The 23,967-nt window shown below is 36.8% G+C and carries 26 protein-coding genes and 1 tRNA gene; 19 read left to right on the top strand and 8 right to left on the bottom strand.

The genetic code is table 11. The features are described 5' to 3' along the window. Positions 1 to 248: 248 nt before the first annotated feature. The 3 genes from I2490_RS03545 to I2490_RS03535 form a co-directional block, all read right to left on the bottom strand. Entirely contained in the window at positions 249 to 1,118 is an 870-nt protein-coding gene (locus tag I2490_RS03545) for a hypothetical protein (RefSeq protein WP_206458391.1), read from the bottom strand. Positions 1,119 to 1,184: 66 nt separating this feature from the next. Next, on the bottom strand, positions 1,185 to 1,643 hold the full coding sequence (locus tag I2490_RS03540; RefSeq protein ID WP_206458390.1) for a low molecular weight protein-tyrosine-phosphatase: 459 nt from the start codon (positions 1,641 to 1,643) through the stop codon (positions 1,185 to 1,187). A 2-nt stretch (positions 1,644 to 1,645) separates the two neighbouring features. Then, on the bottom strand, positions 1,646 to 2,002 hold the full coding sequence (locus I2490_RS03535; RefSeq protein WP_206458389.1) for a winged helix-turn-helix transcriptional regulator: 357 nt from the start codon (positions 2,000 to 2,002) through the stop codon (positions 1,646 to 1,648). A gap of 160 nt (positions 2,003 to 2,162) precedes the next feature. Between I2490_RS03535 and I2490_RS03530 the strand changes: the two genes are divergently transcribed. From I2490_RS03530 to I2490_RS16835, 4 genes are all read left to right on the top strand, one after another. Then, positions 2,163 to 2,795 (top strand): flavodoxin family protein, encoded by a 633-nt coding sequence (locus I2490_RS03530; RefSeq protein WP_206458388.1) that lies wholly within the window; start codon positions 2,163 to 2,165, stop codon positions 2,793 to 2,795. Between the two features lie 193 nt (positions 2,796 to 2,988). Then, complete coding sequence (locus I2490_RS16565) at positions 2,989 to 3,270, top strand: autorepressor SdpR family transcription factor (RefSeq protein ID WP_206458387.1); 282 nt, start codon at positions 2,989 to 2,991, stop codon at positions 3,268 to 3,270. After that, entirely contained in the window at positions 3,254 to 3,892 is a 639-nt protein-coding gene (locus I2490_RS03520; protein ID WP_206458386.1) for an SdpI family protein, read from the top strand. Before I2490_RS16565 ends, I2490_RS03520 begins: the two co-directional genes overlap by 17 nt. A 182-nt stretch (positions 3,893 to 4,074) precedes the next feature. Then, the gene (locus I2490_RS16835; RefSeq protein ID WP_206458385.1) at positions 4,075 to 4,896 is read left to right on the top strand and encodes a methyl-accepting chemotaxis protein; all 822 of its coding nucleotides are present in this window, start codon (positions 4,075 to 4,077) and stop codon (positions 4,894 to 4,896) included. A 78-nt stretch (positions 4,897 to 4,974) separates the two neighbouring features. Here the strand turns inward: I2490_RS16835 and I2490_RS03510 are convergent, their stop codons facing one another. The 3 genes from I2490_RS03510 to I2490_RS03500 form a co-directional block, all read right to left on the bottom strand. Further along, entirely contained in the window at positions 4,975 to 5,664 is a 690-nt protein-coding gene (locus I2490_RS03510) for a GTP pyrophosphokinase (protein ID WP_206458384.1), read from the bottom strand. Between the two features lie 423 nt (positions 5,665 to 6,087). Continuing rightward, positions 6,088 to 6,714, bottom strand: coding sequence for a TetR/AcrR family transcriptional regulator (locus tag I2490_RS03505; protein ID WP_206458383.1), 627 nt, complete (start codon positions 6,712 to 6,714; stop codon positions 6,088 to 6,090). Positions 6,715 to 6,906: 192 nt separating this feature from the next. After that, positions 6,907 to 6,983 (bottom strand) — tRNA-Arg (locus I2490_RS03500). A 246-nt stretch (positions 6,984 to 7,229) separates the two neighbouring features. On the opposite strand from I2490_RS03500, the gene I2490_RS03495 reads away from it, so the two are divergent. From I2490_RS03495 to I2490_RS03435, 13 genes are all read left to right on the top strand, one after another. Continuing rightward, positions 7,230 to 7,805 (top strand): hypothetical protein, encoded by a 576-nt coding sequence (locus I2490_RS03495; protein WP_206458382.1) that lies wholly within the window; start codon positions 7,230 to 7,232, stop codon positions 7,803 to 7,805. A gap of 9 nt (positions 7,806 to 7,814) precedes the next feature. Beyond that, positions 7,815 to 8,345, top strand: coding sequence for an RNA 2',3'-cyclic phosphodiesterase (gene thpR / locus I2490_RS03490; RefSeq protein ID WP_206458381.1), 531 nt, complete (start codon positions 7,815 to 7,817; stop codon positions 8,343 to 8,345). A gap of 14 nt (positions 8,346 to 8,359) precedes the next feature. Further along, complete coding sequence (locus I2490_RS03485) at positions 8,360 to 8,860, top strand: DNA-deoxyinosine glycosylase (protein ID WP_206458380.1); 501 nt, start codon at positions 8,360 to 8,362, stop codon at positions 8,858 to 8,860. A gap of 70 nt (positions 8,861 to 8,930) precedes the next feature. Further along, positions 8,931 to 9,458: an isopentenyl-diphosphate Delta-isomerase gene (gene idi / locus I2490_RS03480; protein ID WP_206458379.1), complete on the top strand. Its 528-nt coding sequence runs from the start codon at positions 8,931 to 8,933 to the stop codon at positions 9,456 to 9,458. After that, positions 9,455 to 11,140 carry a glycerophosphodiester phosphodiesterase family protein gene (locus I2490_RS03475; RefSeq protein WP_206458378.1) on the top strand — a complete coding sequence of 562 codons (1,686 nt, stop codon included), beginning with the start codon at positions 9,455 to 9,457 and terminating at the stop codon, positions 11,138 to 11,140. Before idi ends, I2490_RS03475 begins: the two co-directional genes overlap by 4 nt. Positions 11,141 to 11,151: 11 nt before the next feature. After that, the gene (locus I2490_RS03470) at positions 11,152 to 11,412 is read left to right on the top strand and encodes a TIGR03905 family TSCPD domain-containing protein (protein WP_206458377.1); all 261 of its coding nucleotides are present in this window, start codon (positions 11,152 to 11,154) and stop codon (positions 11,410 to 11,412) included. A gap of 186 nt (positions 11,413 to 11,598) precedes the next feature. After that, on the top strand, positions 11,599 to 12,645 hold the full coding sequence (locus I2490_RS03465) for an acyltransferase family protein (protein ID WP_206458376.1): 1,047 nt from the start codon (positions 11,599 to 11,601) through the stop codon (positions 12,643 to 12,645). Between the two features lie 13 nt (positions 12,646 to 12,658). Continuing rightward, on the top strand, positions 12,659 to 13,711 hold the full coding sequence (locus I2490_RS03460; protein WP_206458375.1) for an inorganic phosphate transporter: 1,053 nt from the start codon (positions 12,659 to 12,661) through the stop codon (positions 13,709 to 13,711). A gap of 22 nt (positions 13,712 to 13,733) precedes the next feature. Continuing rightward, entirely contained in the window at positions 13,734 to 14,357 is a 624-nt protein-coding gene (locus I2490_RS03455) for a DUF47 domain-containing protein (protein WP_206458374.1), read from the top strand. Between the two features lie 21 nt (positions 14,358 to 14,378). Beyond that, the gene (gene rph / locus I2490_RS03450) at positions 14,379 to 15,113 is read left to right on the top strand and encodes a ribonuclease PH (protein WP_206458373.1); all 735 of its coding nucleotides are present in this window, start codon (positions 14,379 to 14,381) and stop codon (positions 15,111 to 15,113) included. 23 nt (positions 15,114 to 15,136) lie between these two features. Beyond that, the gene (locus I2490_RS03445; protein ID WP_206458372.1) at positions 15,137 to 15,727 is read left to right on the top strand and encodes an XTP/dITP diphosphatase; all 591 of its coding nucleotides are present in this window, start codon (positions 15,137 to 15,139) and stop codon (positions 15,725 to 15,727) included. A gap of 15 nt (positions 15,728 to 15,742) precedes the next feature. Beyond that, the gene (locus tag I2490_RS03440; protein ID WP_206458371.1) at positions 15,743 to 16,567 is read left to right on the top strand and encodes a YihY/virulence factor BrkB family protein; all 825 of its coding nucleotides are present in this window, start codon (positions 15,743 to 15,745) and stop codon (positions 16,565 to 16,567) included. 84 nt (positions 16,568 to 16,651) lie between these two features. Continuing rightward, positions 16,652 to 18,478, top strand: coding sequence for a family 10 glycosylhydrolase (locus I2490_RS03435; protein ID WP_206458370.1), 1,827 nt, complete (start codon positions 16,652 to 16,654; stop codon positions 18,476 to 18,478). 72 nt (positions 18,479 to 18,550) lie between these two features. Here I2490_RS03435 and I2490_RS03430 read toward each other — a convergent pair whose 3' ends face one another. Both I2490_RS03430 and serC read right to left on the bottom strand, forming a co-directional pair. After that, positions 18,551 to 19,714 (bottom strand): phosphoglycerate dehydrogenase, encoded by a 1,164-nt coding sequence (locus I2490_RS03430; protein WP_206458369.1) that lies wholly within the window; start codon positions 19,712 to 19,714, stop codon positions 18,551 to 18,553. A 24-nt stretch (positions 19,715 to 19,738) separates the two neighbouring features. Beyond that, the gene (gene serC, locus I2490_RS03425) at positions 19,739 to 20,830 is read right to left on the bottom strand and encodes a 3-phosphoserine/phosphohydroxythreonine transaminase (protein ID WP_206458368.1); all 1,092 of its coding nucleotides are present in this window, start codon (positions 20,828 to 20,830) and stop codon (positions 19,739 to 19,741) included. 482 nt (positions 20,831 to 21,312) lie between these two features. On the opposite strand from serC, the gene I2490_RS03420 reads away from it, so the two are divergent. Then, positions 21,313 to 22,527: a cofactor-independent phosphoglycerate mutase gene (locus I2490_RS03420; RefSeq protein WP_206458367.1), complete on the top strand. Its 1,215-nt coding sequence runs from the start codon at positions 21,313 to 21,315 to the stop codon at positions 22,525 to 22,527. Positions 22,528 to 22,553: 26 nt separating this feature from the next. Next, entirely contained in the window at positions 22,554 to 23,924 is a 1,371-nt protein-coding gene (locus I2490_RS03415; protein ID WP_206458366.1) for a D-alanyl-D-alanine carboxypeptidase family protein, read from the top strand. Positions 23,925 to 23,967: the final 43 nt, after the last annotated feature.

The raw sequence follows: 23,967 nt of genomic DNA, 5'->3' as shown, positions 1-23,967 counted from the left end.
CGCAGCATAACCAAAAAGGCAGTCGCGATATATTCAGAGAGAGAAAATGATGTAACTTTCCTGCATTGCATAACAAAAAGACGGTAAACCCGTTTTGCTTTTTTATTATGCTTTAAAATTTAGCAAGAAAAATTACGCATCTTCACAACTCCTATCTATTTTTATTTTTTTATTATTGCACTTCAATATTATATGTATAATCTAAATTTTAATCAATAGAAAAAAGGTAAATTTATCATTTCTATTGATTACAGAAGCCGAATGAGCAATTCATATTGGTAAGAAAGCAGGAAAAATCCAATTGCCCAACTTGCAAGGTTTGCAACAATCCCGTAAATACATCGGGTTTTTGGTGTTTTTCCTTTTAGGAATTTATAATATAATATGGACTCAAAAGCCAAAATCGCAACTTCAATCGGAAATTGTGTAATATATGCGGAAAGAGGCCCGCTTTTTATTAATGCTGAACCTATAATTATTGTCAACGCTATCTGCGTTATAATATTTGCGAATAAGAAAACTTTCCAATTTTCTTTCAGTTTAAATCCAAATAGCAATAATAAAATTGCTTCAATAATTAGTGTCGGAATACAAGTGGTAATAAATTGAAGAAGATAGGTATAAGCAATATTAGGAACAACGGCTTTACCGGAATTATAATCAAAGGTAATACTGCTTTGAAGCGCTTTTCTTGTGAAGGTATCAGATACGGTTATTTCACCACTTTCGGTAACAATGATGATTCGATAAGTGTCAGGGACTCCAAAATATCCAAATTCATGAACCATTCTATTTCCGTCAGGTTCGCCGATCAGATTGCCAAACATAGGAACACCCGTCCCTTCCGTGAGCGCCGGTTTCCAACCTTCATTTGCATAGCTGTACAGCAAATCTACCATCGTCGAATTGAGAGATTCACGCTCACCCTCGTCACTTAAATTATTATATGGAGAGGTTTCTTGCGTAAGTAAATCAAGATAATACAGTTCTTTTGGAGGATGATTAACATAAACCGTCAATTCATCTTTTGGTCCGATATCAGCATATACCGCTGCCGGCAAAGTAAGAATCAGCGTGCAAATAAATACAATAGTCCATATTGTTTTAAATTTTTTCATGATGCGTTCTCCTATTTAATTATAAGATTTTAGTAAGCTTTTGTTTATACTTTTTGTTTATGAAGCCTACTTTTTCGCAAAAATTACATCCAATAGAGCATTACACCCTTCACAGATATCGTCATAAGTTACATCAAAGTTTCCTGTATACCATGGATCGGCAATGTCTCTTGGATTTTTTGAAAAATCGAGTAGACGGTGTATCTTTTCACTCTCACTCAGCCCTATGATACGGTACATATTACGGATGTTCTGACTGTCCATACCAAGAATATAATCGTAATTATCAAAGTCTTCTTTGGTGAGTTGAATCGCTTTTTTTCCTTCAACAGAGATGCCAATTTTATTTAATTTGTTCTTCGTCCCATGATGTACGGGATTTCCGATTTCTTCGGTGCTGGTTGCGGAGGAAGCGATGTAAAATTGATTTATCAATCCTTTCTTTTCTATCATATCCTTTAATATGAATTCAGCCATTGGACTTCGACATATGTTTCCGTGGCATACAAACATAATTTTTATCATCTTTATTCTCCCATTCCTTGTTTATAATAATTATCTCCCCAGCTGCACATCATACTAAGGAGAGGCATTAAACTTTTTCCTAATTCTGTTAAAGAATATTCAACCTTTGGGGGAACTTGCGCATACACCTCTCTATGAATTAAACCATCGGCTTCTAATTCTCTAAGCTGCTGTGTCAGCATTTTTTGAGTCGTATGAGGTAAATTTTTTTTTAATTCATTAAATCGCAAAGTTCCTTTTGTGCCCAGATGCCAAATAATAAGAGGCTTCCATTTTCCTCCAATCAAATCAATGGTTATTTCAAAGGTACACGCATATTGTTTATTTTTAAATTCCAAAGAACCTTGGTTGGTACTCATGCCTATCATCCTTCCTATAGTATCTATTTGGGTACTATCATACAAATAAGTACGTACTTGCTATTATATAACTTAATTTTTATAATGGTAACATAAGTAACAAGAAAAAACAATGAGAGAGTCATACTCAAAATTTATTAATATTATGGAGGTAAAATTAGTGAAGGTAGTTGCATTTAACGGAAGCCCGAAAAAAGAAGGAAACACATATCATGCTATAAAATTGGTTGCGCAAGAACTGGAAAAAGAAAATATTGAAGTTGAAATTGTGCATGTTGGAAATAAGGCAATAAGAGGATGTACCGCTTGTAATGCTTGTGGAAAAAATAAAAATGGCCGATGCATCATAGAAGAGGATGAAGTAAATCAATGGATAGAAAAAATGAAAGAGGCCGATGGTATTATCTTAGGATCACCGGTTTATTTTTCAGCAATCGGTGGAACGATGAAATCATTTTTGGATCGAGCCTTTTATGTTGCAAGTACGGGATCACTTTTAAGACATAAGGTAGGGGCATCTGTAGTGGCTGTTCGTCGTTCGGGTGGAATTCCTACGTTTAATCAGTTGAATAACTACATCAATTATGCAGAAATGCTCATGCCAAGCTCAAATTACTGGAATGTAATCCATGGAAGAGCACCGGGCGAAATTGTTGGTGATGAAGAAGGAAAACAAATTATGAGAATCCTTGGAAAAAATATGGCATGGCTTATGAAGTTAGTTGAAAACGGAAAAGAAATCGTAAAAGAACCAGAAAGAGAAAATAAAATATATACAAACTTTATTCGCTGACTTTAAGAAAAAGGGTAGTTAATCCTATTGGAGTTTAAAAGCTTGTTTTTGATAAATTATAGTCTAATGATTGAACCAGAGTTTGAGCAGTCAATAACTATTTAGATATTTTTCTAAATAGTTATTGACTGCTTTTTTTATTGGTGGTACTATCTATTTAGAAAACATTCGAAATAGATATGGAGGGGAAAAAGTGGGATTTCCGGAAACATTTAAAGCACTGTCTGACCCGGTTCGCCGAGAAATTTTAGAAATGCTGAAAGACACAAAGATGTCAGCAGGAGAAATTTCAGAGAAATTCGATATGACACCGGCAACCATTTCTTATCATTTATCACAATTAAAGAAAGCAGGACTCATTTTTGAAACAAAATATAAGAATTTTATTTATTACGAAATTCAAGTATCCGTATTTGAAGAAGTGATGCTTTGGATTTCACAGTTTGGAGGGAAAAAGGATGAAAAAGAAGATTGACTTTTTAGCGTGGATTACTACAGCAGTTTGTCTTTTGCCGATTATATTGTCAATCATTGTATACGATAAATTACCGATGGAGGTTGCAATTCATTTTGACAGTTCAGGTAACCCAAATGGCTATGCACCTCGGTTTGTAGCGGCATTTGGCATACCATTTTTAATGGCAGCAATTAACTTGTTTACGCATTTTTCGTTGAATCAAGATCCTAAAAAAGAGAATGCTTCAGTTACAATGCAAAGAATAACAAAGTGGATTATTCCAATTCTAAGTGTAATCTTAGTCCCGGTAACGTTGTTTATGGCTATGGGCATGGAAATACCGATTCAGATGATTGTACCTTGCATTGTCGGTGTTGTAATCATTGCTTGTGGAAATTATTTTCCAAAGAGCAAGCAAAACTACACCATTGGAATTAAGCTGCCATGGACGTTAAACAGTGAAGTAAATTGGAACAAAACACATCGTTTCGCTGGATACGTTTGGATTGTAGGAGGCGTTCTTTTAGTATTGAGCAGCTTCTTCGAAACGTACGCCTTGCCAATGACATTAATTATTATTACTCTTTTAGTTGTAATTCCATTTGTGTACTCTTATCTGTTGTTTAAAAAAGGGATATAGTAAGTTGCTAATAAGAAATAGCCTCAGTTTTAAAATGAAATTGAGGCTATTCGTATTTATTAATTCTTTTTCTTTAACGGATGAATAAGATTCCTCTCTTGACATTATTTCCTAATGCATTTAATCTAAAAAGAGAGAATATTCTTTTTTTTAAAACAATTACATAGGAAGGAACGGATAACATGTTAAAGGGTAATGAATTGCTTAATCATTTATTAGCGGTGGGACCGTATTTCAAGAATATCTTTGGAAAAGATTTGGTTGTTTGGATTTCTGATACGAAAAATATACTAGGTTATTTTCCGGGTGATCATTTTGATGTTGGATCGGATGGAATTTTAACCGAAGATGATCCTATGTACATTGCAATGAAAAACAGAAAAGCAGCGCAAACTTATATGCCGGAAGGGATAACTGGTATTCCATTTAAACAGATTGATAATCCGGTTTTTGACGATAGAAACAATGTAATTGGATGTATCACAATCGGAATCAGCTTAGATCAAGAGCTAAAAGTAGTTGATGTGGCTGAACGTGTCAATGAAGCCGTTAGTAATATAGAAGTTTCCATACAGGAAGTTGCTTGTTCTTCGGAAAACATCAGAAATAACGAAAAAGAACTTCGGGATAATATTAATACTGTCAATGAATTGACGAAAGAAATCAGTAAGGTATTGACTTTCACAAAGAAAATAGCGGATCAAACAAATTTATTGGGGTTAAATGCAGCGATTGAAGCTGCACGCGCCGGAGAACATGGTGTTGGGTTCAGTGTGGTAGCGAGTGAAATTCGAAAAATGTCAGCGGATTCGTTAGAAACCGCAAAAAATATAGAATCCTTAATTAAACAAATAAATGATGCAAATCGTGTAACGCTAGATAGTTCGCAAGCTGCATACACTGTAACAGAAGAACAGGTAGCTGAAACGGATAAGGCGAAAACCAAAATAAAAGATTTAAAAAATATTTCGGAAGAATTGAAAATGCTTTCTAAAGAAATATAAAATTTGATTCAGCAGATAAAGGAAACGGAATACAAAACAGCCTCGATTTATAAATTAAAAATTGAGGCTGTTGTTATTTTATGCATTTAATTCAATCATATTTTTTATATCCATCATTTCTTTATCGGTATTCGCAATTACCTCAGCACATTTTAATAGTTCATTTCCTATATGCTGTGTATTTTTGATTCCATTTTTATATTTGAGGCGATGCTCTAAGCTTGCCCAAAAATCCATTGCAACGGTCCTAATTTGGATCTCTACACGCATCATTTGACGATGATCTGAGAAGAAAACCGGAACTTCTACAATCATATGATAGCTTCGGTATCCATTTGGCTTTGGATTTTTTATATAATCTTTAATTCGAATCACTGTTATATCGTCTTGTTTGGTAAGCATATCGGAGATTTTATAGATATCATCAATAAAGGAGCAGATGACGCGAATACCCGCAACATCGTTCAAAGACTCCTGGATTGCATCTACCGAGATTTCTTTTCCATAACGGTGAAGCTTTTCTACAATACTCATAGGTTCTTTTATTCTGGATTTAATGGATTCAATTGGATTTATCTTATGTAAAGAAAGCTCATCGTTGAGAATTTCTAGTTTGGTCGTTACTTCTCGAATTGCTGAGTTATACATCATCATTAGTTCCTGGAATTGCACAAGTTGGTCTAAAAATTGATCCGGATTGTGCTGCATTAAATCTTGCAGCATAATCCGTTGCTGTCCATTATTACTTTTTTTTGCATTTGATTTCATCGTTGATTTCTCCTTATTAATTGTTCATCAAAGGAATTTTTGCTTTTCCTATTTCTCCTGACCATTTAAATGCTTGTCTTGAAATGAATTCATAAGGGGAGCATTGGTAATCTTTGCACCAAATGAAGCACCTAAAATTTTACCTGCTGCCCTTGAAAAAATAGGCTGAAATGATTTTGTAATGTTTTCCAACCTTTTTTCAGTAACCATATTAGCAAAGGTTGCGGAAAAAGTCATCCCTATCAGCATAAAATTTAATATAGGTTTATTAAAAATAATAGCATTGCATAAAAATCCTATTGTAGATGCTACCAAAATCATGAAACATGTTAAAAGTAGAGTATAGGGAGAAGAGCGTTCTTTTTTCCTATGATAAAAGCAATTATAATAACAAGAATAAACTGTAGTAAGTCTGACATAATTTTATTTCTCCTGTACGAAAATACCATAAAGTAACATGTCCATAAATTTCGTCATATGGTATTTGCTTAGTGCTAACTGATCATTTTGTGTAAAATCTTTCATTATAGTACTATGAAAAGAACTTACATAAAAATTAAAAAAAGTTATAATGTATTCGATTGCTTCTTCTTTTGAAAAACCTTTTCGCAGTTCAAAACATCCAATAAGCTGATAAATAAAATTTTTGTTAAAATGCTCTAGGCTTTTATGAAGATTTTTAATTTCATTTTGTAAGTGCGAAGGGGCTTGAAACATCGCAACAATAAAAATATTACATAACAATGGATTTTGTTCAAAAAAAGTATATCTGGCAGAAAAAAAGGAATTGAGTGCGCCATTTCGATTTTCATTGTTTAAGGATACATTTTCTTTTAAATAAGCTTCTAATTTATCAAAGCACATTTTTACGCACGCAAGAAAAAGACCGTCTACATTACCAAAATAGTGATAGACTAACCCCTTAGAAATGCCATCTTCATTACAAATTGAATTAATTGAGGTTTCACTAAATGCTTTTGAACCATATTCTTTAATTGCAGCCTGTAATATTCTGTTTCGGCTTTGTTCCTGTTGTTCTTCGCGTTTCATAAAGTAGCTCCTTTTTATATTTAACCAACAAATGCAGAAAATATAGTCAGTAAAAAATCAAAACAATTAAACATAGACCTCGAAGTCTATAATAATAAATATAGACCTTGAAGTCAATATTTTGTAGGAAAAAGATAAAAAAATAAAACCGTTGCCATCATTAAAATTTAATGATTTTAGCGGTTTTGTGTTTGGTACGCCCGGCAGGAGTCGAACCTGTGGCCTTTGGAGTCGGAGTCCAACGCTCTATCCAGCTGAGCTACGGGCGCATATCAATCTTAATCATAATTATCATAGCAGAATCAGCAATTTCAGTCAATTTACATTTTCCCGGCAATATTGATTTAAATAATCATCTTATCTTCTTTCAAACACTTCCTGACTCTTTTTCTTTTTTGTATTTCGTGCTATGATAATAGGATAACCTACTATTCATAGATTTTAAATCAGCCGATAAAAGGTAATAATAAATAGATGGGATTTTTACAGAAAAAGAAAGAAGGAAAGAAAAAGCGATGAATCAGCAAAAAATAGAAAAATTAAATGCCTTGTATGAAAAACTCGCGGATTTAATTCCGGAAGAGCAATTAGAAAACTTGGTAGGAAAGGGCTATGCTGCAGGCAAACAATATGCGAATAATGAAAAAAGACTCATGGTTGTAGGAAAGACCTTTGCATTTGAAGATACTGAATTTTGGGGGCCGCTGAAACACATTACAGAACACTTTTTGGGGCAACATAATCCAGAATGGATGGAAAATGTCGCTTGGACTAGTTTATATAAACTGACTTCGAAAGACGGACAAAAGATGTCCAGAGAACTTATGGATCTGCAAAAAGATTTGTGCAAAGAGATTATCAATGCGGAAATTGATTTGCTTGAACCAACACATGTATTGTTTTTAACCGGGTGGACTGGAATTTGGGACTTTGATTTACCAATTGTATCTCTTCTCAAAGGTGAAACATTGGAAGGAATTGGAGAGACGGATTCAGGTGCACTTCTTATGGTAACGCGTTCTAATGTACGCCAATTAGAAGGCAAATTCGTTCACGATGTCATGGAATGCATCGAAAACTATAAAAAATAGGAGAACAAAATGCGCTTATTTATCGCCATTCCTTTAGCAGAAGAGACAAAAGAAAAACTCTTTCACATAGGGCAGCATTTAAGAGAAACAAGCATTGAAAAAGCAAGCTTTACAAGAGCAGAAAATTTTCATATGACACTTGCGTTTCTTGGAGAGACAGAGCGAGTGGATGATTTAAAGCAATGTATGAATCAAATACAATCCGAATCCTTTTTAATGAATAGCGGTAAACTTGGATCATTTCAGAGGCAAGGCGGAGATATTTGTTTTTTTAATGTCAAAAAGAATACCAAGCTCATAGAACTTCATGCACAGCTTACCGATCAGTTACGACATAATGGTTTTTCTGTGGAGAAACGCACGTTTCAGCCTCATTTTACTTTGGCAAGAAAGGTAATTTGGAAACATTCCGGTGTTGTGTTATATGATGAGTATGAGGATGGATTTACGATTGATGTGCATAAAATAAGTTTAATGAAATCCGAACGGATTCAGGGTAAGCTGATTTATACGGAAATTTATGATAAAAAGCTGCTATAGTGAAAGGATTGTGAATGAAGTTGGAACAATTATTCCACCCATGGAAGCCAGTTTACGATGAAAATTCTAAAATTTTGATATTAGGAAGCTTCCCTTCTCCAAAGTCGAGAGAGAATCATTTTTATTATGGGCATCCACAAAATATTTTTTGGAAAATTGTAGCTAAGGTGTTAAATCAGCAAGAACCAATACCGACACCAGAAGAAAGGAAGAAGTTTTTACTGGATAATCACATAGCAGTATGGGATGTATTGGCAAGCTGCGAAATTATAGGTGCAAGAGATGACAGCATTCAAAATCCGATTGCAAATGATTTCAGTGAAATATTCCAGAATGCATCCATTCAAAAGGTTTTTACTACAGGGAAAAAGGGCAGTCAGCTATATGAAAAATTATGTTATCCTGTAAATGGGATTAAAGCTGAATATTTGCCTTCGACAAGTCCTGCAAACCGAGCGATGCAAGGAAAGCCGGAGTTTCTTGAAAGCTGGAGCCAGATTAAAAATTATTTGTAACTTTAATAAAGCTAAGGAAACAAATACGATTTATAATGAGTCAACTAAGAAAACAAAGTAAGGAAAATATATGCGAAATCAAGTGATTTTAGTCAATCATAGAAATAAAGCAATCGGAACGGCTTCAAAAGAAGATGCGCACAAAGAACCTCTTCTGCATCGAGCCTTTTCCGTATTTTTATATCATGATAACAAAATGCTCATTCAAAGAAGAGCGTTTGACAAATACCATTCTGGTGGTCTTTGGGCAAATACCTGTTGTTCTCATCCGAGAGAAGATGAGACGGTTTTGGGAGCTGCCAAAAGCCGATTACAGGAAGAAGCAGGTATTTCCTGCGAGCTGACTCCAATTTTTGAGTTTACGTATCAGCATCAGTTCGCAGAGGATTTGTACGAACATGAATATGATCATGTATTTGTCGGAGAGTATAATGGAGATTTTCATCCAAATCCAGAGGAAATTTCGGAAATGAAATGGGTTTCTTTTGAAACCTTAAAAAAGGAACTAGAAGAAAATCCAAGTCAGTTTGCGCCATGGTTTATACTGGCGGCACCTAGAGTCATCAAAGAAATACAAAGGGGAATCAAATCAGAATGAAACACAGGCATTTTTTATTTCGCGTTATGCTAAGCCTCTTTTCATTTGTTTTTATGGTTAGCACCATTGCGGTGCCAACGAGCTATGCTGGGGAAGCAACTTCACATAAAGTAAATACCAAATATGAAAGATTGATTGCTCAGGGCGGCGGGTCTGTACAAGGCTATTACACGACGAATTCTATGGAAGCAGTCGAGCAAGCCATTCATCACGGATTTCGATTGATTGAGCTGGATATGGGTATTACGAAGGATCAGGAAGTGGTAATGCTTCATGATTGGGATTATACCAGCAAGGATATGCTAGGTCTTGCATCCAATAATAAGCTTACTTTAGAACAATTTGAAAAAGCAAAGATATTTGAAAAATTTGAGCCAATGACGTTTGAAAAACTTTCAACTTTATTAAAGGAGCATCCTGAGGTTCGAATCATTACCGATACGAAGGAAGATAACATTAAGCTGCTTACTCTTATCGCGCAGAAATATCCAGATTGTAAGGATCAAATCATTGCGCAGATTTATCGTTTTGAAGAATTAAAAGCAGTCAAAGAATTAGGATACAAGCAAATCATTCTTACACTGTATAAGATGCAGAGTTTGAATGCTGCTAAGATTATTCGATTTGTAAAGGATAATGGCATTTATGCAGTGACAATGAGTGAAGAACTTAGAAATCAAACCATTGCAAAGGAGTTGCAAAGCTATGGAATCGTGGTGTATATGCATACAATTAACGATGTGGAACGAATGCAGGAGGCGAAGCAAAAAGGAGCATTCGGTATTTATACGGATGATTTAATTCCTGCTGATTGGGAGAGCATGCAGGCAGGAGGCTACTATTTAGTAAAAACCGGTGCTGGGGATGCAGGAAAACGCTTGGACTATGAGTTTTACGAAAACGAAATTCGCTTAAAGATAAAAGGAACAAAGTCTAATTTCGGGGATAAAGTACAATACAGCAGTGAAAATAAGAATTTGGGCGAAGCTCCGGTAGGCACAGCGTTATGCCTTGATAAGGATTTGTTATCGCCTGGAAAACATAAATTAACTGCGATTGTAGAAGATTCTTTTTCGAGGCAGATTGCGAAGCTTACTTATTACATATGGGTCGATAAAGGGCCTTGTCAGGTTGTAAATGAGACAAATGAATACTTGTTGGATAAATGGGTTGTTACACCCGATTTTAAATCTGCAGCACAAAAAGCATCAAGAAAGGTTCAAGAAGTATTAGAGAAATCAATCATATCCAAGGCCGGGAGCAGTATGTATTTTGTTGACGGTAAACCTAATTTTTATCATAATGGAAAGCAATTACAGGCAGCTTATGCTGATGAGTATGACAATACTATGGTGCATTTGGCAACGATCGGGACGAAGTTGGGAGCAACGTCGGTTTATATGGATAATACGAAAACTATGCGAATTACAGATAAAGGCAAGCTGTATACGAGTAGAGTAGGAAGTAATGCGTTGACGCGTGGTGGATCTCGTAAAGTTTTAAACCAGAAAATGACGTTGATACAAGGGAGAGCCTATGCTGCAGGAGTATTTTATCAAGAAATCTTTGGAAGAAACTACTTGGATAAAGATGGCGTTTTAATCTTATTACCGGAGGGGACAGTATTAGAAAAGAAAGAACGACAGCAAGTAATAGATATAGCTAAAAAATTGTTTGACTAGGAGAAAAGAAAATGAACTATTCTTATAAGACGGATGGAACCTGTTCCAAATTAATCGAATTTTCACTGGAAGATGGTGTTGTTAAAAATGTAAAGTTTACAGGTGGATGCGATGGGAATTTAAAGGCGATTGGCAAATTGGTGGAGGGTATGAAGGCAGAAGAGGTTATAAAATGCTGTAAAGGTATTTCTTGCAGTGGACGTCCTACTTCTTGCGGAGATCAACTTGCTACTGCTTTATATCAAGTTTTAGCGGAAGAAGCAGATGATTAAACACAATGGATAGATAATACATACCTTAAAGTATAAATTATAAATTATAAATTGAAATATCAATTATAAAGTACCTACTTGAAAAATATAGGAAGATGAATCAATTTGACAAAATGCCCGTTGCTTTTTCACCTGGAAGAGGTATAATGAATAGCTGTTGGAAAAAGTAAGGGGAGGTTATTTTTTATGGAACATAGGAAAGAACGTGATTTTCTATTTGATAATATAAAAGGCGTTTTAATTTTTTGTGTTGTTTATGCACATTTTTTACGTGCTACAACATTTGAACTTGAAACATGGGGCAGTGCCATCTATGCTACTTTTTTCTGCTTTATTATGCAAGTATTCCTGTTTGTGTCCGGATACTTTTCTAAGAAGGTAGAAAAATGCAAGGAGACTGCAATTGAAAGTTTTTTGTTTCCTTATTTGATTTTGACGGTTGTCATGTATTTTATACGAGTGTTGATTTTTGGATGGGATAATTCTAAATTGCATTTTACAGAGCCTTCCATGGCTTTATGGTATTTGCTGGTGCTGTTTTTCTATCGATACTTTATAAAGGATGTTGCAAAGATTCCGTTTTTATTGCCAATAAGTGTAATATTGTCGCTGTTTTCGGGTTTTGTACCATTCTTAAATGAGAATTTAAGTTTAGGTAGAGTATTTGGATTTTTACCGTTTTTTATAGGAGGTTATCTTTGTACCTCGGAGCATATAGAAAAAATGAGAAAGATTCCAAAAATAGTGACCATCCCGCTTCTTATGATTCTTCCTGCATTTGGAGGTATCATCGCTTACACAGGAATTGGATGGAACTCCATCTTATTTAAGAGACCTTATGCAAGTGAGGGACTTTCGGCAGTACAAGGATTGCTTGAGCGTGGCGGTTTGATGTTAATTGCACTTGCTTGGATTATTGTTTTTATAGCTTTGATTCCGCGTACAAAGACGATTTTAAGCTCAATTGGGCAAGGGACAATGACGGTTTTTGTATTACATATAATTATACGTTATGGGATTAAAGCAACGCAGATTTTTGGACAGCAGAATGCATATTCGTATTTCTGTTTGTTGCTTTGTGCAATTGCGACCATATGGATCTTTTCCCGGCCATGGGTTGTTTTCCTTTATAACCGAAGTCTAAGTCAATTATATAATGAAATCTTACGGCTTTATAAAAAAGTCGCCAATTCTTCAAAGAAGCTTGTTTTGCCTCAAGGTTTTGACCATTAATAGGAGAAAGAACATGACCATATCTTTAAATGAGTTTTTGCAGCAATTGTTTAATAGTCCTACGCTATTTGTTACAGTGTTTTTAACTTTGTGTGTTGTAATGCTAAATGGGTGGACGGACGCGCCAAATGCAATCGCAACTTGTATTTCTACACATTCTATAAAGCCTCGTTCAGCCATTATTATGGCTGCGATTTTTAATTTTTTAGGTGTTTTATTTATGACAATGGTGAATGCAACTGTAGCAGAAACCATTTATAACATGGTTGAATTTGGAGGCAATACCGAAAGTGCAACCGTAGCATTATGTGCAGCACTGTTTGCCATTGTTGTTTGGGCAGTTGCTGCTTGGTTTTTTGGTATTCCTACAAGTGAAAGTCATGCATTGATTGCTGGAATTTCCGGTGCGGCGATCGCACTTCAAGGTGGGATGGCCGGAATACATATCGCTGAATGGATGAAGGTCATTTATGGTTTGCTGTTATCTACTATACTGGGATTCGGTTTGGGATGGATTTTAGTTAAGTTAGTGGAATTTTTGTTTCGTGGTATGGATCGGCGAAAAGCCTTTTTTTTCTTTCAGAGAGCACAGGTATTGAGTGGTGCCGGTATGGCATTCATGCATGGGGCACAAGATGGGCAAAAATTTATGGGTGTGTTTATGCTGGGTATTTTCTTGGCAAAAGGAGACGGAACAGTAGATCATTTTATCATTCCGATTTGGTTGATGGTTTTATGTTCACTTATGATGGCACTCGGAACCTCTATTGGAGGCTATCGTATTATTAAATCTGTTGGAATGGATATGGTTCGATTGAATAAGCATCAAGGATTTTCCGCTGATTTGGCTGCTGTGAGCTGCTTGCTTGTTTCTTCTCTTACAGGAATTCCGGTTAGTACGACACACACCAAAACAACAGCAATTATGGGTATTGGCGCAGCAAAAAGACTTACGTGTGTTAATTGGCGTCTGGTGCAAGAGATGGTATTAACTTGGGTGCTGACATTTCCGGGTTGCGGATTCATTGGGTATTTGATGGCGCATTTATTTATGCGTATGTTTTAATACAAGAGGAGGAAAATAGAAAATGGCACGAAAACGAGATGAAGATTATTTTGAACGCTTTGTTAGCTTAGTAAAATATTCGTGTGAAGCAGCGGACTTATTAAAAGACGTGTTGGCAAATTATCAAACAGAAGAATTGCAGATTAAAATGAAGGATATGCATGTTATTGAACATCAGGCCGATATTGAAAAGCATTTGATGATGCAAAAACTTGCGAAAGAATTTATTACGCCGATTGAACGCGAAGACATTATGGAAATGGCACATCAAATTGACAACGTAACGGATGCCATTGAAGATGTCGTTATGCGTTTGTATATGTTTGATATTCTTGAAGTGAGACCAGAGGCATTAGAACTAGCTAAAGTTATTTGTAAACTTTGTGATGCTTTAAAGACTGCATTAATGGAATTTTCTAATTTCCGAAAATCAAAAAATCTTCATTCTTTAATTATAGAAATTAATCGTCTTGAAGAAGATGGTGATCGTATTTATATGGAAGCCATGCGGAATCTTTATGTTTCCTCAAAGGATACGATAGAAATTATTCGTTGGACGAAGACGTTTGATTGCTTAGAAAAATGTTGTGACGTTTGTGAAAATGTTGCAGATGTCATTGAAAGTGTCATTATGAAAAATTCCTAGATATAGAAAGGACTATTAAATATGGAACAATTGAGAGATCATGGGCGTACAGTCAACGAATTGAGAGCTGTAAAAATAAACAATCATTACTTGATGCATCCAGCTGGATCAGTATTGATTGAAATGGGAAATACAAAGGTTATTTGTACCGCTACTGTGGAAGAAAAGACTGCGAAGCATTTGAAAGGAACCGGACAAGGTTGGGTGAGTGCAGAGTACAGTATGCTTCCGGGCTCTACGCAAACTCGCAAGCAAAGGGATTCTTCAAAAGGGAAAATTGATGGGAGAAGTCAGGAAATTCAGCGTTTGATTGGGCGTTCTCTTCGCTCTGTAGTTGATATGGAGAAGCTGGGAGAACGAACGATTTGGCTGGATTGTGATGTGATTCAGGCAGATGGTGGAACAAGAACAGCATCCATTACCGGCGCGTTTATTGCGATGGTAGAGGCAATGAAGACGTTAAAGGAACAGGGCGCTTTAGAAGAAATACCGGTAAGAAGTATGGTATCTGCTGTCAGCGTTGGTATTATTGATGGTAAAGTTATGCTTGATCTTTGTTACAGCGAAGACTCTAGAGCCCAGGTGGATATGAATGTTGTTATGACGGATCAAGGTGAATTCATAGAAGTGCAGGGTACCGGAGAAGAAGCACCATTTACGGCAGTACAGCTACAGGAACTCATAGCTGCAGCAACAAAGGGATGCAGTGATCTGCATCAAGTACAAAAGGAAGTTTTGGGGGAAATAAACCTTTAAAGAGATGCAAAGGAGGAGAATAAATGAGGATTGTAGCCGCAACACAAAATAAACATAAAATTGAAGAAATGAGTGCCATTACAAAGGAATTCGGAATGAATATGGTATCACGTTTGGATGCTGGCGTACCAGAATTTGAGATTGAAGAAGACGGGAAAACCTTTGAAGAGAATTCGGAAAAAAAAGCAAGAGAAATTATGAAGGTTTGCGGTAATATTACGATTGCAGACGATTCGGGTCTGATGGTGGATGCTTTAGATGGAGCTCCGGGTGTTTATTCCGCTCGATTTGCAGGTGAAGACAGTAACGATGAAAAAAATAATGAAAAACTTTTATTGCTGCTAAAGGATGTGCCGGAAGAGAAGCGAACCGCAAAGTTTGTTTCCGTTATCACTATGGTCTATCCGAACGGCGAAAAAATTGTAGCACGAGGGGAATGCAGAGGGCATATTTTATATAAGGGAAGAGGAAACAATGGTTTTGGATACGATCCTCTCTTTGTACCGGATGGATTTGACCGGACATTTGCAGAACTTTCTGCTGAAGAAAAAAATAAAATCAGTCATCGCTCGATTGCACTTCAAAATCTGAGGGAGAAGTTGAAAGAAAAATAATAAAAAGGGGATGCTATGACAAAAAAAAGATTACTGGATATGATTTTACGCATCATTAAGAGGATGCGTGACCCATATTACCAGGGACTGTCTGCAGAGCTTGCATTTTATTTCATCATGTCCATGGTGCCGATTGCCATTTTATTGGGTGAACTTTTGAATGTGTTTTCTTTATCTTTGGGTGTCATTCGAGAACTGGTTATGGAATACGTCAATGTAGAAATGGCGGGGGAAGTATTAAAATACCTCAATCAAACCACGCCGGGCAGTTTTAGTATTATTTTTGTTGCATTTGCTCTTTGGGCAGCTTCGAAAGCACAATTTTCCATGGTGTTAATTTCAAATTATGCTTATACCGGAAAAACTCTGCAATATGGGTACGTAAAGGAACGATTACGTGCCATCAAAAATATTATTTTGACGATGTTCATGTTCGTGTTTAGCTTAGTTATTTTGGTTTACGGGGAAGGTATTTTAATTATTGTTAACCTTTACGTTGAGAAATTTTTACATTTACCATTTAATGTAAGTGATGTCTGGTATATTCTAAGATGGCCTTTGGCGATTGCAGTTTATTTCTTGACCGTAAGTTATAATTATTACTCGTTGCCTGCAGAGCGGATGCCATATAAACGTTTTTTGCCGGGAAGCATTGTTGCCTCTTCGGGTATGTTGATTGCAACCTACGTGTATTCTTACTATACAAGGGTTTTTGCCAATTTTGATTTGTTGTATGGTAGTTTGGCATCGATTGTAGCCTTGCTCTTCTGGTTTTATATTTTGGGGAGTGTATTGGTTCTCGGAGTATTGGTTAACGTCGTATGGGATGAAACGGCATAATAATTTCATTTATAGTCTAAATTTAATTAAATAAGATTAAAAAAAGGTATCTCAGGATTATAGCAGTAAAAAGGGGAGTAAAAAATGAGGAAGAGTAAAAGAATTTTTGCAAGTATTTTGGTACTTAGTTTAATGGTTGGCTTGTTTTTTTTACCGAGCAATGTGAGAGAAAGTGATGCTGCAAGTTATTCCGAAAACTTTCGTGGTGTTTGGGTAGCCAGTGTATTTAGTTTGCATTATCCTTCAAAGGTAACAACGGATGATGAATCTCTGAAAAAAGATGCCATTGCTATCTTAGATCATGCAAAAGAAATGGGATTTAATGCCGTTGTTTTGCAAGTAAGATCGAGTAACGATGCATTATATCCGTCAAAGCTATATCCGTGGTCTAAATATTTGACCGGAAAAGAAGGACTTGCTCCCGACCACGACTTTGACCCACTTCAATTCTTTGTTGAGGAAGCACATAAAAGAGGATTACAGCTTCATGCGTGGATTAACCCTTATCGAATTACCGCAAAGCCGAATGATAATGCAACCTTAACTTCACAAAATCCGGCAGTACAGCATCCGGAATGGACGGTAACGCATTCCGATGGAAAGATGTATTGGAATCCGGGAGAGCCGGGAGCCAGAGAATACATACTTGAAGGTGTTAATGAAATTCTAGATAATTATGATGTAGACGGCATTCAGATTGACGATTATTTTTATCCGGGAAGCAACTTTGCTGACAATGATACCTTTGCACAATATGGGAATGGTTTTTCTTCAATTCAGGATTGGAGAAGAGATAACATAGATCAACTGGTTAAAGGGATTTATGATATCGTACATATGAAAGATTCCAATCTAGTTTTTGGAGTCAGCCCTATGGGAATTTGGGCAAATAAAAGCACAGATGCAAGAGGAAGCGATACCAGAGGCGCAGAATCTTATAATAAGAATTATGCCGATTCTAGGGGATGGGTAAAGAAAGGATATGTAGATTATATCATTCCGCAGATTTACTGGAATATCGGTTTTAACCTTGCTGATTATCAAAAGCTGTTAAATTGGTGGTGTGATGTGGTAGATGGAACGGATGTTGATCTTTATATCGGACAAGCTGCTTATCGAGTAGGAAACAGCGATACCAGCAGTCCGTGGTATGGTGTGAGTGAAATAGAAAGACAAGTAAACTTAAATCGAACGAAAAGCCAAGTTAAGGGATATTGCATGTATGCTTATTCCAGCTTTAAAGCGAACCATGATTTAGCGGATCTAATGAAACGTTTGAATGAGACACCATTAGCAGGGAACAATACGATAGAAGAACCATCAAGAGGCGGCGATGAAACAAGAATTCCGGTTACACCGAATGATCCCGTTTCTTCGTTTGTTGATCTGGAAGGACATTGGTCGAAGCCATATATGGAGCTGATGGCGCAAAAGGGTATTATTAAGGGTGATTTGTATAATCGTGCAATGCCGGATTATCAAATTAAACGTGCAGATTTTGTACTTATGTTGCTTCGCATGCTTGAAATAGACAACATTGAAGGTGCGCAAGGGTTTGCGGATGTTGCTCCTGATGCGTATTATGCAAAACAACTGGCAACTGCAAAGCAAATTGGTTTGGTCAATGGTGTGAGTGAAGATTGTTTTGCGCCGGAAAGCTTAATTAGCAGACAGGATATGTTCACGATGGCATATCGTGCACTTGAACGTAAAAATCAAATTGACGGAAATGTAGATGTTTCCGCTTTGGATGCTTTTCCGGATAAAGATCAGGTGTATCCATATGCATCTTCTGCAATGAGTTATTTTATTTCAAAAAAAGCAGTAAATGGAATGGATGGAATGCTGGCACCGACTTTAACGGCAAGTCGTGCACAGGCTGCGACATTCCTTGCAAATTTAATTCAATAAAACGACTATAAAATGAAAGATAGCTCTGTTTGTGACAGAGCTATCTTTTTATTGTTTCATTAAATTATGGTGCTATTTTCCAGGAATGACACGAACAGATACAATGCCGTCTACAGCAAGTGACTTTTTCAATTCCATTTCATCAACTTCGGAATCAACATCAATGAGTGTGCAAGCGTAATCGCCTTTGCTACGGTTACTCAAATCACTGATATTAATGTTGCTGTCTGCTAAAATACCGGTAATTTTACCAAGCATTGCCGGAATGTTTCGATTCAATACTAAAATTCTTGCTTTGGATTCACATACACCAAGATTGCAGGCTGGATAATTTACAGAGTTTGTAATATTACCATTTTCTAAGAAATCCATCATTTGATCTACTGCCATTTGTGCACAGTTTTCTTCCGCTTCCTGTGTTGATGCACCAAGATGAGGCAGACAAATCACGCCGCTGCGGTAAAGAACCTTTTCATTTGGGAAGTCTGTAACGTATTTCTTTACCTTGCCTGCTTCAATCGCAGCAAGAAGATCATCTTCATTCACTAAAGTATTTCTTGCAAAGTTTAAGAAGCAAACTCCGTTTTTCATTTGTTTGAAGCGAGCTTCATCAATCATCCCTTTTGTTGCTTCCATAGCCGGAACGTGAATCGTGAGGTAATCACACTTTGGAAGCAAAGCATCTAAGTTGGTAACTACCGGAATGGTATTGGAAAGAGCGTGTGCAGAGTGCAAGGAAATGTAAGGGTCGTATCCGATTACTTTCATACCGAGCATTTCACAAGCATTTGCAACCATAACACCGATTGCACCTAAACCAATTACACCTAATGTTTTTCCTTGAATTTCTCTTCCTGCAAACTGAGACTTATTCTTTTCTACAGCTTTACCAATGTCGCCACTCAGTGTTTTTGTCCAAGAAACGGCATCCGGAATATTACGGGCAGCTAAAAGTAAACCAGTAAGAACCAATTCCTTTACTGCATTTGCATTTGCACCTGGTGTGTTGAATACAACGATTCCTTTTTCTGAACAGTGCTCAATTGGAATGTTATTCACGCCTGCACCTGCTCTTGCAATAGCCAGTAGGTTATCCGAAAATTCTATAGAATGCATATCATGGCTGCGAACTAAGATACCATTTGCTTTTTCCACTGCATCTGTTATTGCGTATTGATCTGTAAAGTGAGAGGTTCCTTTCCTTGATATTTTATTTAATGTAGCAATTTGAAACATTTTTAGATTCTCCTTTTTAAATGTTTATATATTTTTCTTTTCAAATTCTTTCATGAAAGCAATTAGCTTATCTACACCTTCCGTAGGCATTGCATTGTAAATACTTGCACGCATACCGCCGATGCTTCTGTGACCGCCAAGATTTACAAGACCCTGTGCTTTTGCTTCCGCAACAAATTTCTTATCCAAATCATCATTGCCGGTAACAAAGACCACATTCATAAGAGAACGGTCTTCCTTTGCAACCGGAGCCTTATATAGCTTACTGCTGTCAATGTAATCGTAAAGTTTCGATGCTTTTTCAATGTTTCGCTTTTCCATTTCCTTTACGCCGCCTTTTGCTTTAATCCATTGGAAGGTTAAACCTGCCACGTAAATGCCGTAGGTTGGTGGTGTATTATACATGGAACCATTGTCTGCGGCTATCTTGTAGTCAAGCATAGTTGGAACATTTTTATCTGCATGACCTAGTAAATCTTCACGAATAATGACGATGACTACACCGGCTGGGCCTATGTTTTTCTGAGCGCCTGCCCAGATAATCCCAAATTTAGAAACGTCAATTTCCTGTGATAATATATTAGAAGAAAAGTCGCCAACCAGAGGAATGTCCCCGGTATCCGGAAATTCTACATAGCGACTTCCATAAATTGTATTGTTTCCGGTTAAATAAACATAGTCGGCATCTTCGCGAAAGGCTTCTTTTGAAAGCTTCGGAATATAAGTAAAGGTTTTATCTTCAGAAGAAGCTACGACTTTAATGTCTCCAAATTTTTCTGCTTCTTTTGCTGCTTTTTTCGCCCATGATCCGGTTACAATATAATCGGCTTTCTTCGAATTGCGAAGAAGGTTCAATGGAATCATGGAAAATTGTAAGCTACCGCCACCTTGTAGGAATAAAACCTTATAATTATCAGGAATGTTCATGATGTCTCTTAAATCCTGTTCTGCGGTATCAATGATCTTTTTAAAATCTGCCGAACGGTGACTCATTTCCATAACGGACATGCCGCACCCTTCATAATTTGTCATTTCTTTTGCGGCACGCTCCATTACCTCTAAAGGTAGCATGGAGGGACCAGCTGAAAAATTAAAAACTCTTGCTGTGTTACTCATGTGTTTTCGCCTCCTAGCCAAAAAATTTATATCCCCAATTGTAGCACTTTATGTTACAATAGTAAAGTAGATGTATGTACAAAAACGAAAAAAACAATACAAAAAAACAAAAAAAGTACAAAAAAACTCATCGGAAATATTAAAAAAACTAAGAAAAAGCCGTTCAAAATGAACTGAGATTTTCAAAAAATAGAGTAAAAAACGATTTTTTGAAAGCAAAATGAACGGTAAAATTCAAAAAAAACCGTGATGAGACATCAAAAAAACCACATATTTTTTAAAAAAGCTGATCTAAATGCAAGTGAAATTGAACAAAAAACTGTTGTTTTTAGATCTAAATTTCAAAAAAATATCTTAAAAATGTAATTTTACAGGTGAAAAATAACGAAAAAAATGGATTGATTAAAAAGTGTGATATGTCGAGTGAACATTGAAAAATCAACATTTGTTTTAAAACTATCGTAGGTAAAGGAGTAAAAAAAGTGAAGTATTTAATTTTAGTAGCAGATGGAGCGGGTGACGAATCCATTGAGAAGCTAGGTGGAAAAACACCTCTTGAAACAGCAAATATAAAGAACATAAATCAGCTTGCAAAAAAAGGTACAGTTGGAGTGGTCAGTACAGTACCTGAAGGAATTGCTCCGGGAAGTGATGCCGCAAACTTATCTGTTATGGGTTATGATCCCAGAGTTTATTTGACAGGACGTTCTCCACTTGAGGCAGCGAGTATTGGGATTGATATGTCTGATACGGATGTTGCATTTCGATGTAATATAGTAACATTACAGGGTGAAGGTGCTTATGAGGATTTAACAGTATTGGATCATAGCTCCGGTGACATTACAACGGAAGAAGCGGATGAATTAATCAAAGCAGTTAACGAGAAATTTGGAAGTGAACTCATTCAATTCTATACTGGTGTAAGTTATCGTCACTGCATGATTGTAAAAAATGGTGGGACAGACTATGTATTGACTCCGCCTCATGATATCTTGACGCAAAAAGTCGGAGAATATATGCCTAAGGGTAATGGCGTTGATTTTATATCTAATATGATGAAGGAAAGCTATGAGTTGCTTTCAAAACATCCGGTGAATGTAAAGCGTGTGGAAAAAGGATTAAATCCTGCAAATTCTATTTGGATTTGGGGACAAGGTAAAAAACCGCTTCTTTCTTCCTTCTATGATAAATATCACATTAAAGGTGCAACCATTTCCGCAGTGGATTTGATTAAGGGCATTGGTATTTGTGCTGGTTTGAAATCCATAGATGTAGAGGGCGCAACCGGAACCATTCATACTAATTTCTCGGGAAAAGCTGAAGCTGCAATTCAGCAATTTAAGGAAGGAATGGACTTTATTTACTTGCATGTAGAAGCACCGGATGAATGCTCTCATCAAGGAGACCTTCCGGGAAAAATAAAATCTATGGAATTGATTGATGAAAAGATTGTGGGACCGGTGATTGAATATTTGAGAAGCACCGGAGAAGACTTCCGCTTTTTAATTTTACCGGATCATCAGACTCCTATTTCCATTCGTACGCATGCCGGAAAGCCGGTACCGTTTGTTCTCTATGACAGCAGCAAAGAAACGGAAGAGGATGAGAATCGAGGATTTAATGAAACAGCAGCAGCTGCGTCTAGCCTGTTTTTTGGCAATGGCTATGAATTGACAGATTATTTTTTTGGTTGCTAGATAGTCGATAACAGGGGGAGACAATTATGAAGAAGTTTTTTGCTGCATTGCTTGCGGTCATTTTCGTATGTAGTGCTACAAACTTTTCGTATGGTGCAGCAGCAGAACCGATAATCGGAGGTGCCAGCGGTATTTTGATTGATGCGACTACAGGGGAAATCCTTTATCAGAAGGATGCCGATGTACAAAGATATCCCGCAAGTACGACAAAGATGATTACCGCACTTTTAGCGTTAGAAAACTTAGATTTAAATAAAGTAGTAACCGTTGATACCGATACGCCTTTTACAGAAGGCAGTCGAATGTACTTAATTGAAGGGGAACAGCTGAAGGTAGAGCAAATTTTATACGGAATGATGACAGAATCGGCAAACGATGCTGCCGTTGCACTTGCAAAGGAAGTATCGGGGAGTGTAGAAGAGTTTGCAAAGCTTATGAACCAACGTGCAAAGGAGCTTGGTGCGAAAAATACAAATTTTGTAACACCGAACGGACTTCACGATGATGCCCATGTTACTACTGCATATGATTTGGCAATGATTGCAAAATATGCAATGACCAATGAGAAATTCAGAGATTTGGTAACAACATACCGCTTTGTATTACCTCAGACAAACAAGCAAGAAACACGTTACATGTACAATACAAATCGCATGCTTTATGACGAAAAGACAAAGGTTGTCGTAAATGGTGTTTTACGTGGATGCAAATATGAAGGTGTTACAGGAATTAAAACGGGATATACAAGTCATGCTGGTGGCTGCTTGGTGGCCAGTGCAAAAAGAGGAGATACCGAATTGATAGCTGTAACATTGGCTTCGACCGATAAAGGTAGATTCGCTGACTGTATTACATTATTGGATTATGGATTTGCTAATTATAAAACGGTTCATTCTATGGAGTCAGGTACGGAGTTGGGTGAGATTAAGGTATCCAGAGGCAGTGTGAATCGAGTTAAGGTAACACTGGCGAAAGACGCTGCAACGACATTGCCCGTTGAGGCATCGCCTTCGGTATTATCTACAAAGCTTGTTTTGGATAAGTCTTTAAAAGCACCGGTAAAAAAGGGAGAAAAAGCGGGTGTTCTGCAAGTTTATGAAGGAGATACCCTTTTAAAAGAATACGAAGCCGTTGCGGCAGTCAATGTAAAAAAAGGAGGCCCGTTATCCATTTTCGGAATAACAGATAAAACGGCAAAACTCATTGGAATTGTGGCCTTAATCATCGTAGGATTTCTGATTTTATTAATGGGAGCCTATATTGCATTGAAACGAAGACAAGTGCGGTTGCGAAAGCAAAGAAGATTAGAACGGCAAAAGCGAATCCAACGAGAAGAGTTGGAGCGAAGGACTGCATGGGAAGAAGAATACGAACGGCGTTACCAGCGTCGCAGCTAAAGTGAAAGAAAAAACCCATCAACACATCAAAGAAGTAGATGTA

It is taken from the genome of Anaerovorax sp. IOR16, assembly GCF_017168145.1.
Taxonomy (GTDB): domain Bacteria; phylum Bacillota; class Clostridia; order Peptostreptococcales; family Anaerovoracaceae; genus IOR16.
This window is presented reverse-complemented; position numbering and strand designations above follow the sequence as displayed.

What these genes read in the sequence shown, in the direction of transcription:
- I2490_RS03545 (WP_206458391.1), bottom strand. Translation starts at nt 1,118, where the DNA reads ATGAAAAAATTTAAAACAATATGGACTATTGTATTTATTTGCACGCTG.
- I2490_RS03540 (WP_206458390.1), bottom strand. Translation starts at nt 1,643, where the DNA reads ATGATAAAAATTATGTTTGTATGCCACGGAAACATATGTCGAAGTCCA.
- I2490_RS03535 (WP_206458389.1), bottom strand. Translation starts at nt 2,002, where the DNA reads ATGAGTACCAACCAAGGTTCTTTGGAATTTAAAAATAAACAATATGCG.
- I2490_RS03520 (WP_206458386.1), top strand. Translation starts at nt 3,254, where the DNA reads ATGAAAAAGAAGATTGACTTTTTAGCGTGGATTACTACAGCAGTTTGT.
- I2490_RS16835 (WP_206458385.1), top strand. Translation starts at nt 4,075, where the DNA reads ATGTTAAAGGGTAATGAATTGCTTAATCATTTATTAGCGGTGGGACCG.
- I2490_RS03510 (WP_206458384.1), bottom strand. Translation starts at nt 5,664, where the DNA reads ATGAAATCAAATGCAAAAAAAAGTAATAATGGACAGCAACGGATTATG.
- I2490_RS03505 (WP_206458383.1), bottom strand. Translation starts at nt 6,714, where the DNA reads ATGAAACGCGAAGAACAACAGGAACAAAGCCGAAACAGAATATTACAG.
- I2490_RS03495 (WP_206458382.1), top strand. Translation starts at nt 7,230, where the DNA reads ATGAATCAGCAAAAAATAGAAAAATTAAATGCCTTGTATGAAAAACTC.
- thpR (WP_206458381.1), top strand. Translation starts at nt 7,815, where the DNA reads ATGCGCTTATTTATCGCCATTCCTTTAGCAGAAGAGACAAAAGAAAAA.
- I2490_RS03485 (WP_206458380.1), top strand. Translation starts at nt 8,360, where the DNA reads ATGAAGTTGGAACAATTATTCCACCCATGGAAGCCAGTTTACGATGAA.
- idi (WP_206458379.1), top strand. Translation starts at nt 8,931, where the DNA reads ATGCGAAATCAAGTGATTTTAGTCAATCATAGAAATAAAGCAATCGGA.
- I2490_RS03475 (WP_206458378.1), top strand. Translation starts at nt 9,455, where the DNA reads ATGAAACACAGGCATTTTTTATTTCGCGTTATGCTAAGCCTCTTTTCA.
- I2490_RS03470 (WP_206458377.1), top strand. Translation starts at nt 11,152, where the DNA reads ATGAACTATTCTTATAAGACGGATGGAACCTGTTCCAAATTAATCGAA.
- I2490_RS03465 (WP_206458376.1), top strand. Translation starts at nt 11,599, where the DNA reads ATGGAACATAGGAAAGAACGTGATTTTCTATTTGATAATATAAAAGGC.
- I2490_RS03460 (WP_206458375.1), top strand. Translation starts at nt 12,659, where the DNA reads ATGACCATATCTTTAAATGAGTTTTTGCAGCAATTGTTTAATAGTCCT.
- I2490_RS03455 (WP_206458374.1), top strand. Translation starts at nt 13,734, where the DNA reads ATGGCACGAAAACGAGATGAAGATTATTTTGAACGCTTTGTTAGCTTA.
- rph (WP_206458373.1), top strand. Translation starts at nt 14,379, where the DNA reads ATGGAACAATTGAGAGATCATGGGCGTACAGTCAACGAATTGAGAGCT.
- I2490_RS03445 (WP_206458372.1), top strand. Translation starts at nt 15,137, where the DNA reads ATGAGGATTGTAGCCGCAACACAAAATAAACATAAAATTGAAGAAATG.
- I2490_RS03440 (WP_206458371.1), top strand. Translation starts at nt 15,743, where the DNA reads ATGACAAAAAAAAGATTACTGGATATGATTTTACGCATCATTAAGAGG.
- I2490_RS03435 (WP_206458370.1), top strand. Translation starts at nt 16,652, where the DNA reads ATGAGGAAGAGTAAAAGAATTTTTGCAAGTATTTTGGTACTTAGTTTA.
- I2490_RS03430 (WP_206458369.1), bottom strand. Translation starts at nt 19,714, where the DNA reads ATGTTTCAAATTGCTACATTAAATAAAATATCAAGGAAAGGAACCTCT.
- serC (WP_206458368.1), bottom strand. Translation starts at nt 20,830, where the DNA reads ATGAGTAACACAGCAAGAGTTTTTAATTTTTCAGCTGGTCCCTCCATG.
- I2490_RS03415 (WP_206458366.1), top strand. Translation starts at nt 22,554, where the DNA reads ATGAAGAAGTTTTTTGCTGCATTGCTTGCGGTCATTTTCGTATGTAGT.